The 12,899-nt window shown below is 61.9% G+C and carries 10 protein-coding genes; 8 read left to right on the plus strand and 2 right to left on the minus strand.

Annotation, left to right across the window (positions count from 1 at the left end):
- Positions 1–123: 123 nt before the first annotated feature.
- The 5 genes from pqqA (at position 124) to QSV36_RS09080 (ending at position 4,772) form a co-directional block, all read left to right on the plus strand.
- Positions 124–195: a pyrroloquinoline quinone precursor peptide PqqA gene (gene pqqA, locus QSV36_RS09060; protein WP_003253598.1), complete on the plus strand. Its 72-nt coding sequence runs from the start codon at positions 124–126 to the stop codon at positions 193–195.
- Between the two features lie 50 nt (positions 196–245).
- Positions 246–518 (plus strand): pyrroloquinoline quinone biosynthesis peptide chaperone PqqD, encoded by a 273-nt coding sequence (gene pqqD / locus QSV36_RS09065; RefSeq protein ID WP_289131260.1) that lies wholly within the window; start codon positions 246–248, stop codon positions 516–518.
- Between the two features lie 89 nt (positions 519–607).
- Positions 608–1,771 carry an alcohol dehydrogenase-like regulatory protein ErcA gene (gene ercA, locus QSV36_RS09070; RefSeq protein ID WP_289131261.1) on the plus strand — a complete coding sequence of 388 codons (1,164 nt, stop codon included), beginning with the start codon at positions 608–610 and terminating at the stop codon, positions 1,769–1,771.
- The gene (locus QSV36_RS09075) at positions 1,755–3,479 is read left to right on the plus strand and encodes a PAS domain-containing hybrid sensor histidine kinase/response regulator (protein WP_289131262.1); all 1,725 of its coding nucleotides are present in this window, start codon (positions 1,755–1,757) and stop codon (positions 3,477–3,479) included. The genes ercA and QSV36_RS09075 overlap by 17 nt, the downstream gene beginning before the upstream one ends.
- A gap of 678 nt (positions 3,480–4,157) precedes the next feature.
- A complete protein-coding gene (locus QSV36_RS09080) occupies positions 4,158–4,772 on the plus strand; it encodes a hypothetical protein (protein WP_289131537.1) in 615 nt (204 codons plus the stop codon).
- Between the two features lie 77 nt (positions 4,773–4,849).
- Here the strand turns inward: QSV36_RS09080 and QSV36_RS09085 are convergent, their stop codons facing one another.
- Together QSV36_RS09085 and QSV36_RS09090 are read right to left on the minus strand one after the other, a co-directional pair.
- A complete protein-coding gene (locus QSV36_RS09085; protein ID WP_289131263.1) occupies positions 4,850–6,637 on the minus strand; it encodes a thiamine pyrophosphate-requiring protein in 1,788 nt (595 codons plus the stop codon).
- A gap of 77 nt (positions 6,638–6,714) precedes the next feature.
- Positions 6,715–7,137, minus strand: a complete 423-nt coding sequence (locus QSV36_RS09090; protein WP_289131264.1) for a low affinity iron permease family protein — start codon at positions 7,135–7,137, stop codon at positions 6,715–6,717.
- Between the two features lie 158 nt (positions 7,138–7,295).
- Here QSV36_RS09090 and QSV36_RS09095 point away from each other — a divergent pair, with 158 nt between their 5' ends.
- The 3 genes from QSV36_RS09095 to QSV36_RS09105 all read left to right on the plus strand — a co-directional run bounded on the left by QSV36_RS09095 (position 7,296) and on the right by QSV36_RS09105 (position 12,773).
- On the plus strand, positions 7,296–7,538 hold the full coding sequence (locus tag QSV36_RS09095) for a hypothetical protein (protein WP_186674449.1): 243 nt from the start codon (positions 7,296–7,298) through the stop codon (positions 7,536–7,538).
- Positions 7,535–8,332: an exodeoxyribonuclease III gene (gene xth, locus QSV36_RS09100; protein WP_289131265.1), complete on the plus strand. Its 798-nt coding sequence runs from the start codon at positions 7,535–7,537 to the stop codon at positions 8,330–8,332. Before QSV36_RS09095 ends, xth begins: the two co-directional genes overlap by 4 nt.
- Before the next feature lie 307 nt (positions 8,333–8,639).
- Entirely contained in the window at positions 8,640–12,773 is a 4,134-nt protein-coding gene (locus tag QSV36_RS09105) for a CheR family methyltransferase (protein WP_289131266.1), read from the plus strand.
- Positions 12,774–12,899 lie beyond the last annotated feature (126 nt).

A 12,899-nucleotide genomic window follows, 5' to 3' on the forward strand; every position in this document is an offset into this window, starting at 1 on the left:
CGCGCAACCGATCCTCCTACCAACGCACCTCGCAAGCTCGTTCCAAAGTAGCATTCGGTCCTGGCGCCCAGCATGCATTAATGCCTCTACCGGAATCGCCCGGCACAACAACAGGACCGCCCCATGTGGACTAAACCCGCCTTTACCGACCTGCGCATTGGCTTCGAAGTAACGATGTATTTCGCCAATCGTTGATGCCTGGCCGGCCATCGTTGCGATGGCCGGACCTTGTGTACGAAGCCCCTGTGGAATTGATCGATCCCGAGCAGACCCTGGCCCTGGCCCGCGGCTTCCGCCTGCGTTGGGAGCCGCACCTGGCATGCCCGGTGTTGCAGCATGCGGGGGGCGTCATCGAGCTCAACGCCAGTGCCGGCTGGGTGCTTGAACTGCTCGATGGCCAGCGTAGCGTGGCGGCAGTCATCGCCCGGCTGGCGCAGCGTTTCCCCGGGGTGACCGGGCTCGACGAGGATGTGCTGGCGTTCCTGGAGGTGGCCCGCGCCAAGTGCTGGGTCGAATGAGCCGTGGCCAGGCTTTGGTCTGGTTGCTTTCGCCACGGGATGCTTTACGCTGGCGGTTACCTTCCAGAACAATAAGAACAGGCTTTCCGATGAGCCAGAGTTTCAGCCCGCTTCGCAAGTTCGTTTCGCCTGAAATCATTTTCGGTGCCGGTTGCCGGCATAACGTGGCCAATTACGCCAAGACCTTCGGCGCGCGCAAGGTCCTGGTGGTCAGCGATCCGGGTGTGATCGCCGCCGGTTGGGTCGCCGACGTCGAGGCCAGCCTGCAGGCGCAGGGCATCGACTACTGCCTGTACAGCGGCGTATCGCCCAACCCACGGGTCGAGGAAGTGATGCTCGGCGCCGAGATCTACCGGCAGAACCACTGTGACGTGATTGTCGCGGTCGGTGGCGGCAGCCCGATGGATTGCGGCAAGGCTATCGGCATCGTGGTCGCCCACGGGCGCAGCATCCTCGAATTCGAAGGCGTGGACACGATCCGCGTGCCCAGCCCGCCGCTGATCCTGATCCCGACCACCGCCGGTACCTCGGCCGATGTCTCGCAGTTCGTGATCATTTCCAACCAGCAGGAGCGCATGAAGTTCTCCATCGTCAGCAAGGCGGTGGTACCGGACGTGTCGCTGATCGACCCGCAAACCACCCTGAGCATGGACCCGTTCCTGTCGGCCTGCACCGGCATCGACGCGCTGGTGCATGCCATCGAGGCCTTTGTGTCCACTGGCCACGGCCCGCTGACCGACCCCCATGCGCTGGAAGCCATGCGCCTGATCAACGGCAACCTGGTGGAGATGATCGCCAACCCCGGCGACATCGCCCTGCGCGAGAAGATCATGCTGGGCAGCATGCAGGCCGGTTTGGCGTTTTCCAACGCGATCCTCGGGGCGGTGCACGCCATGTCGCACAGCCTGGGCGGGTTCCTCGACCTGCCTCATGGCTTGTGCAATGCGGTGCTGGTGGAGCACGTGGTGGCGTTCAACTACAGCTCGGCGCCGGAGCGCTTCAAGGTGATAGCCGAAGTGCTGGGCATCGACTGCCGTGGGCTCAATCACCGGCAGATCTGTGCGCGCCTGGTGGAACACCTGATCGCCTTGAAGCATGCCATCGGCTTCCATGAAACCCTGGGCCTGCACGGCGTGCGCACAACCGACATTCCGTTCCTGTCGCAACACGCGATGGACGATCCGTGCATTCTTACCAACCCGCGCGCGTCGAGCCAGCGTGATGTCGAGGTGGTGTATGGCGAGGCCCTCTGACGACCAGCAGCGGGCGCTGGCCGGGCTGCTGGGGCTGGGCGACCACTCGGCACGCAAGAGCCATTACCCGGAGCTGGCGGCGCGCCTGGACGAGCTGGAGGCCGAACGCAACCGCTACAAATGGTTGTTCGAAAATGCCGTGCACGGGATTTTCCAGGCCAGCCTGCAAGACGGCATGCGTGCGGCCAACCCGGCGTTGGCGCGCATGCTCGGTTACGACAGCCCGCAAGCATTGCTGCAATGCCTGACGGACTTTGCCAGCGACCTGTTCGTCGAGGCCGACGAATTGCACGCCATCACCGCGACCCTGGCCCGTGAACGCAGCCTGCACGGTTACGAAACCCGCTTGCGGCGCAAGGATGGCAGCCACCTCGATGTGCTGATGAACCTGCTGCTCAAGCCTGGCCACGAGGGCCTGGTGGAAGGGTTCGTCGCCGATATCACCGAACGCAAGCTGGCCCAGCAGCGCCTGCAGCAACTCAACGACGAGCTTGAGCAACGGGTGGCCGCGCGCACCGATGAACTGCTGGAGGCCAACCGCAACCTGCAACAGCAGATCGCCGAACGCAAACAGATCGCCCGTGCCCTGCGGGTTGCCCGCGATGCTGCGGAAACCGCCAACCGCAGCAAGGACAAGTACCTCGCGGCAGCCAGCCATGACCTGTTGCAGCCGCTGAATGCGGCGCGGCTGCTGATTTCGACGTTGCGCGAACGGCCCTTGCCGGAAGCCGAGAAAGTGCTGGTGGAGCGTACCCATCAAGCCCTCGAAGGTGCCGAAGACCTGCTCACCGACTTGCTCGACATTTCTCGGCTCGACCAGGCCGCGGTCAAGCCGGATGTGGCGCTGTACCGTCTCGACGAGCTGTTCGCGCCGCTGGTTTCGGAATTCCGCACGGTGGCCGACGCAGCGGGCCTGAAGCTGCGCGCGCGGATTGGCGACTATGCCATCAGCACCGACCTGCGGCTGATGACGCGCATCCTGCGCAACTTGCTCAGCAACGCCTGCCGCTATACCGAGCATGGCCGGATCCTGTTGGGTGCCAGGCGCCGGGGCAGGTACTTGCGCCTGGAGGTCTGGGACACCGGGCGGGGTATCGCACAGGACCGGCTGCAAGCGATATTCCTCGAGTTCAACCAGCTGGACGTGGGCCGTGCCGCCGATCGCAAGGGCGTGGGGCTTGGGCTGGCGATTGTCGAACGGATTGCCAAGATCCTTGGCTACCGGGTCGAGGTGCGCTCGTGGCCGGGGCGTGGCTCGGTGTTCAGCATTGCAGTGCCGCTTGGCCAAGCGGTACCGCTGCCGGTGCATCCGGCCACGCCGCAACCGGGCACCGGCAACCCGTTGCCGGGCCGCCGGCTGCTGGTGGTGGACAACGAGCTGAGCATCCTCGAGAGCATGGGGGCGCTGCTTGGGCAGTGGGGCTGCGAAGTGGTGACTGCCACCGACCAGGCAGGGGCATTGCTGGCCCTGGAAGGCCGGGCGCCGGAATTGATCCTGGCCGATTTTCACCTCGATCACGGTGTGGTCGGCTGCGAGGTGATCAGGCACTTGCGCGAACATTTCGGCCATGCCATTCCTGCGGTGATCATCACCGCCGACCGTAGCGATCAGTGCCGCCGGTCCTTGCACAAGCTCGGCGCGCCATTGCTGAACAAACCGGTCAAGCCGGGGAAATTGCGTGCGGTATTGAGCCAGTTGCTGGGCTAGGCCACCTTCGACCCAGGCACGCGCAGCTGCTTCGATGGCAGCGGCTGTACCGGTGGTCGCGGCGGAAGCCGCTTGCGCAGCTACAGCTCGAGTTCACGCAACAGGGGTAATTAGGCCAAACTGATGGCACTACAGGCCAGGGCATTGGGCAAACTGCTTACCGAGAAACAGCGGAATAGAGCAATCCAATGTCCCTCGCCAAGTTTGGATCCAGTTGTTGGAAAAACTTTCCAAGCGGTCAAATTGCAATAACTTAGCAAACTAACTAATGTAACAAAGTGTGCCGCCTGTCGGTCGTTTCGCTTGAGAAATGAACGATTTGGATGTGTGTGACTCCTATTTGCCAGCAGGGCATTCCTTGCCGGATCTCGCCCTTGCGCGCTCGCCCCGGAACTTATGGACGTTCAACCTCATCGGCATCGCAGGGATGTTTGTGGGGGCTTTTCTTTTTTTTGAATAGTGGAGTAACGCCATGCCTTACCGAGGCTCTTCGGGTACATATTTGTGCACCTGAAATAACTATCTGCTGTTGCACTTGAACCGATATGAATTTGTTCTTGCCGCTGCGAGCACTCCTTTCGCACGCCTATGGCAAGATCATCTAGCGCTAACGCATTACGTGGAGAATACGTCGTGGAGATCAATACAATTATTAGCCTGTTCGGGCAAAAAGAATCCATGGAGCTGGTGCGGTTGTCAGTGATTTACGTTCATTTGCTGGCCTGTTGCATTGCCATCGGTCTGGTCTTCGCCAGCGATGTGGAAATGGTCAGAAACTTGTTGAAGGGGCATACGAATACCGGGCAAGACGGCAAACATATGGCCAGTTTGCAGCGCTCTGTAGCCAACGCGCTCATTTTTTTATGGCTGACCGGGGCCGCCGTAGTGGGTATCGACTACCTTGATAAAGGCATGAATTATTTTGCCAACCCCAAACTTCAGGCAAAGCTCATTATCGTCCTGTTGTTGACTTTCAATGGCATGCTCTTGCATCGCTATGTTTTGCCTGCTCTGCTCAAAGCGGGTTCTTTGCTCGAACTGAATTTCAGCATGCGCATGTTTGCGTTGTTCTCCGGTGCGCTGTCCGGTGTGTCCTGGCTGTATGCGGCCATGCTCGGTGTCGGCCGGCCACTGGCCTGGAAGTACTCGCTGACCGAGTTGCTGCTGGCCTACCCGGTAATGATCCTGCTCGGCTTTGCCTTGATGGCTGCCTTGACCCAGTGGGCGCGCAAACGCAGCGAGGCTGAACCGGCTCAGATGCCTGTCTGGCAGTTTGCCGGCATTACATCCTGATCGCTTGAGCAACCCGTCGATTGCGCCGCGAACCGGGAAACCGGTTCGCGGCGAGCGTGTTGCGGCCACCCAATCGCTCATTTCTTGCCCGGCAACACCGAGCTGAGTACTTGCCTGGCCGTCTGCACGATGATACCGGCCTGGTCAGGGTCGCCCTTGAGCAAGGCGCTGGCGAACTTCTTCGCTTGCTCCAGCTTGATATGCGGCGGCAGCGGAGGCACGTCCGGGTCGGTCTTGAATTCGATCAGCACCGGCCGATCAGCCGCCAACGCACGCTCCCAGGCAGGGCCGATGTCTTCCTCGCGGTCCACATGGATGCCCTCCAGGCCAATGGATATGGCGAACAGGTGATAGGGCACGTCGGGGATCGACTGCGACGCCTCGAACTTCGGGTCGCCCTCCATTACGCGTTGCTCCCAGGTAACCTGGTTGAGGTCTTCGTTGTTGAACACCGCGCAGATCCATTGCGGGTTCTCCCATTGCCGCCAGTACTTTGCCACGGTGATCAATTCAGCCAGGTTGTTCATCTGCATCGCGCCGTCACCGACCAGCGCCACCACACAGCGCTGCGGGTGGGCGAGCTTGGCGGCGATGGCGTAGGGCACGGCGGCGCCCATGCTGGCCAGGCCGCCGGACAGCGAGCACTGCATGCCCCTGCGAATCTGCAGGTCGCGGGCGAACCAGTTGGCGCAGGAGCCGGAATCACTGGTGACAATGGCCTGGTCCGGCAGGCGCGGGGAAAGTTCGTACACCACGCGCTGCGGGTTCAGCGGCTCAGCCTTGGCGTGGGCGCGTTTGGCCAGGGTCTGGTCCCACTGCGCACGCCAGCTTTCGATCGCGTCGCGCCAGCCCCGTTCAGGTTTGTGCTCGAGCAGCGGCAATAGCGCCGCCAGGGTTTCACCGGCATCACCGACCAGGTTCACCTCCATCGGGTAGCGCAAGCTGAGCATGTCCGGCTGCAGGTCGATCTGTACGCCGCGGGCCTGGCCTTCCTTGGGCAGGAACTCAGCATAAGGGAAGCCGGAACCGATCATCAGCAAGGTGTCGCATTCGCTCATCAGCCGGTAACTGGGTTCGGTGCCGAGCAGCCCGATGGCACCGGTGACCCACGGCAGGTCGTCGGGCAGCACGGCCTTGCCCAGCAGCGCCTTGGCCACACCGGCACCCAGACGCTCTGCCACCGCAATCACCTGTTCGCTAGCCTGCAGGGCACCGGCGCCGACCAGTATCGCCACCTTGCGTCCGGCATTCAGCACGTCGGCGGCGCGCTGCAGGTCCGCCGCGAAAGGCAGCACCCTGGGCCTGCTGTAGCCGACGCCGGAATGCACGGTGCCGTGTGCCCTGGCCGGTTCGTGGTAGGGCAGGTCCTGCAGGTCGTTGGGCAGGATGATGGCGGTGACCCGGCGCTCGCCGATGGCGGTGCGCACCGCGCGGTCGAGCAGGTGGCGCACTTGTGCCGGGGTCGAGGCCTGCTGGACGAAGGCACCGGCCACATCCTTGAACATCGACAGCAGGTCCAGCTCCTGCTGGTAGTGCCCGCCGAGTGCTGCGCGTGCCTGCTGGCCGACGATGGCCAGCACCGGCTGGTGGTCCATGCGGGCGTCGTACAGGCCGGTCAGCAGGTGCGAAGCGCCGGGGCCGGAGGTGGCCATGCACACGCCAAGTTCGCCGGTGAACTTGGCATGCGCGCTGGCCATGAAGGCGGCCATTTCCTCATGCCGGGCCTGGATGAACTGGATCTTGCCATTGGCCCTGGCCAGCGCGCCGAACACGCCATTGATACCATCGCCGGGGTAACCGAAGATGCGTCTTACGCCCCATTGATACAGGCGCTCCACCAGAAAATCGCCTACCGTGCCAGTCATGCTCGTCTCCCGGGCTGTCATCGATAGGGGTCTGGACTTGGCGTGCCGGAGGAAAGTTTCACCCGCATGACCATGCCCTAGCGTTGTTGGTCACGCAGCTGCTGTTCCCGTTGTGCCTTCTCCTCGGCGTCGGTTTGCCGGCCTTCGCCCTGGCCGCCTTCCGCCAGGGCCCGGTACTCCTTGCGCAGTGCCTGCAACTTCTTGCTGTCCATGTCTTCCAGGTCGAGTACCGACATTTCCGTGTGCTTGGTCGCCCGAATCAGCTCGTCGAGCTTGACGTGGATGATGTCATTGTCGCGGTTCTGGGTGTTCTGGATCAGGAACACCATCAGGAAGGTGATGATCGTGGTGGAGGTGTTGATGATCAGCTGCCAGGTATCGTTGTAGTGAAACCAGGGCCCGGTGAGGCCCCATATCACGATGAGCAGGAGCGCGATGAGGAAGGTCTGAGGGCGTCCGGCGTGGTTGGACAACCATTGGCAGAATTGGGCGAATTTCATGATCTCGTCTCCAGGTGCGCCTTTAGCTTGGGACCATGACAGCAACCGGGAAGTTGTTTTTTTCATCTGGGCTGGCACGCGTGGTGGGCCGCGCTGAAGTTGAACGTCGCGCGACGAGGGTGCTCTTACATGCAAAGGGTACAGTGAGGGTTCCCCTGATGAGCATTGAACGCAGCATCCCCGAGCTTGCGGCCTGGTACGCCCAGTACGACGACATCAGCTACCGGCGCGAGTCACCGGATGCCTACCACCATGAACTGGTACGCACCGCCGAAGCCCTGCGCGACGACGGCGCGATTGACTGGGACGACTGGCTGGCGCTCAAGGCACTGGCCGACGATGCCCACGTGCACGCCCTGGAAGATGCCGTGCAGGCCCATGTCAGCGACCCCGACGCATGAAAGCGCTGAAGATCGCCACCTTCAACATCAACGGCATTCGCAGCCGCCTGCCGGCACTGCTCGCCTGGCTGGAACGGGAACAGCCGGACATCGCCTGCCTGCAGGAGCTCAAGGCGGCGGATCAGCAGTTTCCGCGGCAGGCGCTAGAGGCAGCGGGTTATGGCTGTATCTACCAGGGGCAGCCGTCGTGGAACGGCGTGGCCATTCTGGCGCGGGGCAGCGAGCCGCTGGAGGTGCGTCGTGGCCTGCCAGGCATGGAGGACGACACGCAAAGCCGCTATCTGGAAGCGGCAGTGCATGGCGTGCTGGTGGCATGCCTCTACCTGCCGAACGGCAACCCGCAACCGGGGCCGAAATTCGAGTACAAACTGCGTTGGTTCGAATGCCTGATCCAGCACGCCCAGGGTTTGTACGGCAGTGGCCACCCTACGGTGCTGGCCGGTGATTTCAATGTCGTCCCCACCGACATGGATATCTACAATCCGCGCTCCTGGCTGAAGGATGCGTTACTGCAGCCGGAATCGCGGGCGTGCTTCGCCCGCTTGCTTGGGCAGGGCTGGGTCGATGCCATCCGCCAGCTGTATCCGGACGAGCGGATCTACACCTTCTGGGATTATTTCCGCAACCACTGGGCGCGCAACGCCGGCCTTCGTATCGACCATCTGTTGCTCAACCCTGATCTGGCACCCTACCTGAAACGGGCGGGCGTCGATGCCTGGGTGCGTAACGAAGCCAAGGCCAGCGACCATGCGCCAACCTGGATCGAACTGAGCACGCGACGCCGGCAAACGTAGCGGCTCCAGCGTGCACGCCCCTGTGGCAGCGGGCGTCCACACGCCCACCTGCACAGCTGTTGCCTGCCTCCCTGGCTGCCGCGCAATCCGCGTGCGAACGCATGAAAACCTGTACAACTTATTTGGCTATGTAGAACTTCAAGCGCAACTAACGCCGCTTGAAGTTCCTTCTATCGCAACCGGCAAGTCAGCAATCCATGACCGCCCGGCAGATCAATACTTGTTATCATTGATGCTTCACGCACCTGCGCCAGTCCCACGAGAACATGCTGTCTCGTCAGGGTTTCATCGAATACGAGTGCAAACAATGAAAAGGACGATCAAACCTTCTTCCAGCTCGCACCCAGAGCGGGACGGGATGGTGCCAAGTCATCTCAATTTCCCGGTGGTTGGCATCGGCGCCTCCGCGGGCGGGCTTGCCGCCCTGAAAGTATTTCTCGAACACATGCCGGCAAACAGTGACATGGCGTTCGTCATTGTCCTGCATCTGTCGCCAGACCACGAAAGCGTGGCGGACAAGATCCTGCAGGGCTCCACTGCCATGCCGGTCATTCAGGTAACAGGCACCTCGCGCATCGAGCCGAATCATATCTACGTGATATCGCCCGCCAGTCAATTGGCAATGAATGATGGCTACCTGAAAGTGGTGCCGTCGGCCCGGCCGTTGGGCAAGCATATTGCCATCGACCTGTTCTTCCGCGACCTGGCCGACGTGCACAAGGAATACAGCTTCTGCCTGGTGCTGTCCGGTACTGGCAGTGACGGCGCGGTGGGCCTGTCGCGAATCAAGGAACAGGGCGGCATCACCATCGTGCAGAGCCCGGACGATGCCGAGTTCGACGGCATGCCGCTGGCGGCGATCGCCACCGGCATGGTCGATGCCGTATTGCCAGTGGCTGAAATACCGCACAAATTGCTGGAGCTGTGGCGTAACACGCAGACCATCAAGTTGCCCGCGCCGCATGACCTGAAAGTGTCCGCGCAGAGCGAAGAGCACGAGCGCGAGGACGCGGAGCGGGTCATTCAGGACATTCTGCGCACCTTGCGTACCCGCACCGGGCACGACTTCAAGCATTACAAGCGCGCGACCGTGCTGCGCCGCATCGAGCGCAGGCTGCAGGTGACCACCCAGCCGGATCTGTCCAGCTACCTGCGTTACCTGGAAGACACTCCGGACGAAGCCAAGAAGCTGCTTGGCGACATGCTGATCGGGGTCACCAACTTCTTCCGCGACCGCGAAGCCTTCGAAGCCCTCGAACGCCATGTGCTGGGTTCGCTGCTCAGCACCAGGGACGAGGAAGATAACCGTGAAGAGGTACGCATCTGGTCCGCTGGCTGCTCGACCGGTGAAGAGGCCTACAGCCTGGCGATCCTGAGCGCGGAACACCAGAAGCTCGAGTCCCACCCGTTGAAGCTGCAAGTGTTTGCCACCGACATCGATGAACGCGCGATTGCCGTTGGCCGCGCAGGGCTCTATTCGGAAGCCATCGTCACCGACGTGCCGCCGATGCGCCTGCGCCAGTATTTCGTCAAGGAAAACGAGCATTACCGGGTGCGCAAGGAAGTTCGCGAAAAGGTGTTGTTCGCCAAGCACAGCCTGTTGTCCGACCCGCCTTTCTCGCAGATCGACCTGATCGTCTGCCGCAACCTGCTCATCTACCTGGACCGTGAAATCCAGAAGGAAATGCTGCAGATGTTCCACTTCGCCCTGCGGCCTGGTGGCTACCTGTTCATGGGCTCGTCGGAGTCCGCCGATGCCTGTCCCGAGCTGTTCACGCCGGTAGACAAGCGTAACCGCATCTTCCGCGCCAAGGTCGGCGCCAGCGTGAACCGCCGCACCCCGACCATGCCCCGCGGCGGTTTCACCCTGTCCAACCTGGCCATGCCCGCACCGCTGGTGCAGGTGCAGCGCAAGTTTTCCTACGCCGATATCCATAACCGGGCCATGGCCCAGCAGATGCCACCCAGCATGATTGTCGACAGCAACGGCGACATCCTGCACATGAACGAAGGGGCAGGGCGTTTCCTGCGCTACGTGACCGGCGAAGTCGCGCGCAACGTGATGGTCCTGATCATGCCCGAGTTGCGGCTCGAGTTGCGCACCACGCTGTTCCAGGCGCAGCAGAGCGGCAAGGCCACCCTGTCGCGCAAGGTGCGTTTCAGTGAGGGTGATGTCGACTACTGGCTCGACATCGCCGCACGGCCCTACAAGGACGATGTGACGGCGCAGGAAGTCTGCACCATCGTGTTCAACGCGGCGCCGGTGAGTGTCGGTGAGCAGATGCTGGAGTTCGACCAGCTCACCGAGAACAAGGTGATGGCCAGCCTCGAGAACGAGCTGCAGCGGACCAAACTGCACTTGCAGGAAACCATCGAGCAGTCGGAGGTTTCCAGCGAAGAGCTGAAGGCTTCGAACGAAGAGATGCAGGCGATCAACGAAGAGCTGCGTTCCGCCACCGAAGAGCTGGAAACCAGCAAGGAAGAACTGCAGTCGATCAACGAAGAGCTGCTGACGGTCAACTACGAACTCAAGAGCAAGGTCGAGGAAACCGACAAGATCAACGATTACCTGGCCAACCTGATCGCCTCCACCGATATCGCCACGGTGTTCGTCGACCGCAACATGCACATCCGCTGGTTCACTCCGCGGGCCAAGGATATTTTCAGCATGCTGCCGGTGGACACCGGCCGTTCGCTGCTGGACATCACGCACCGGCTCGACTACCCGCAACTGGCTGACGATGCCACCGCCGTCTACGAGTCGCTGACCATGATGGAACGCGAGGTCAGCAGCAGCGACCAGCGCTGGTACATTGCCCGGCTGCTGCCTTACCGCTCCAGCGAAGACCATATCGACGGCACGGTGTTGACCTTCATCGACATCACCAAGCGCCGTGAAGCGGAAGAAGACCTGCGCCTGGGCCAGGAACGCATGCGCCTGGTGGCAGAGAGCACGCAGGATTTCGCCATCATCATCCTCGATGGCAACGGCCTGATCACTGACTGGAACCGGGGCGCCGAGTACATTTTCGGCTACAGCGCCGAGGAGGTTGCCGGCAGCCACTTCAGCCTGCTGTTCACCGCCGAGGACCAGGCCGCCGACGTGCCCGAAGCAGAATTGCGCCGCGCCCAGGAGCATGGCCGGGCGGAGGATGAGCGCTGGCATGTGCACAAGGATGGCAGCCGCTTCTATTGCAGTGGCGAAACAGCCCGCTTGCGCGGCGAAACCGCAGGCTTCGTCAAGATTGCCCGCGACCTGACCGGGCACAAGCGCCTGCAGGACGAGCAAAGCAAACAGCTGGCCGAGACGCAGAGCGACAGCATGCTCAAGGACGAGTTCTTCGCAGTGATGTCGCATGAACTGAAGCATCCGCTCAACCTGATTCAGCTCAACGCCGAAATCCTTCGTCGGCTACCGGCGGTTCGCAACACCGTTCAGGCGAGCAAGGCCATCGCTACCATCAATGACGCGGTAACCAGCCAGGCGCGTATCATCGACGACCTGCTGGACACGGCCCGGCTGCGCACTGGCAAGCTGAAACTGAAAAAGCAGTTGCTGGACCTGGCCGGCCTGGTCAAGTCGATTCACGCCATCGCTGCAGAGGAGTACCCGTCGGCGCGTATCACCCTCGAACTGCCCGAGCCGGGCTCCTCGCTGATTGTCGATGTTGACCCGACGCGGATCGAACAGGTGGTGTGGAACCTGCTCAACAATGCCTTGAAGTTCAGTGGCGAGAGAGCCCGGGTACGGGTGATGCTGAGCCGCACGGAAAACTGCGCGCGTCTGGACATAAGCGACAACGGGCCGGGGTTGTCCGCTGCCGATCTGTCCAGCATCTTCGACCTGTTCAAACAGGCCAGACATGCCAGCCACCGCCGCGACGGCCTGGGTATTGGCCTGGCCTTGGTCAGGCAGTTGGTCGAAGCCCACGGCGGTAGCGTGGTGGCCCGGTCGGCCGGGTTGGGGCATGGCTCGACGTTCAGCGTCGAGTTGCCGCTGTCGAACCGGGACAAGCCCGAGCTGCCACAGGCTGACGCATCAAAGGAGGCTGACGGCCGATTGAAAGGGCTGAGAGTGCTGCTGGTGGATGATTCGCCGGAAGTGGTCGATGTGATGCGCATGTTGCTGGAAATGGAAGACGCGCTGGTCAGCAGTTACCTCGACCCACGTCAGGCGCTGCAGGAGGCCGGTGAAAAACGCTTCGATGTCATCCTGACGGATATCGGCATGCCGGAAATGGACGGGCATGAGTTCGTCAGTGCATTGCGTGAGAAAAAGCAGCACCAGCTCACGCCCACCATCGCCCTGAGCGGCTACGGTAGCAACCAGGCCAAGCGGCCGAACGAGGTTACGCTGTTCGATCGGCGGCTGACCAAACCCGTGCAGTACGACGAGCTGGTCGAAGCCATCGAAGCGGTTTGCCGTATCGGGCAGGCTTGAACCCACGGCGGCCTTGTGCAAGGCAAGGCCGCTTGCAGGCAATTGGCACCTCGGATGCAGACCCGCAGCAATACCTCGCAGGGGGTTTGTTAACCCGAATATCTTGTGTCCAAGTGCTTAAAGCAT

Source organism: Pseudomonas sp. BCRC 81390, from assembly GCF_030341915.1.
In the GTDB taxonomy this organism is placed as follows: domain Bacteria; phylum Pseudomonadota; class Gammaproteobacteria; order Pseudomonadales; family Pseudomonadaceae; genus Aquipseudomonas.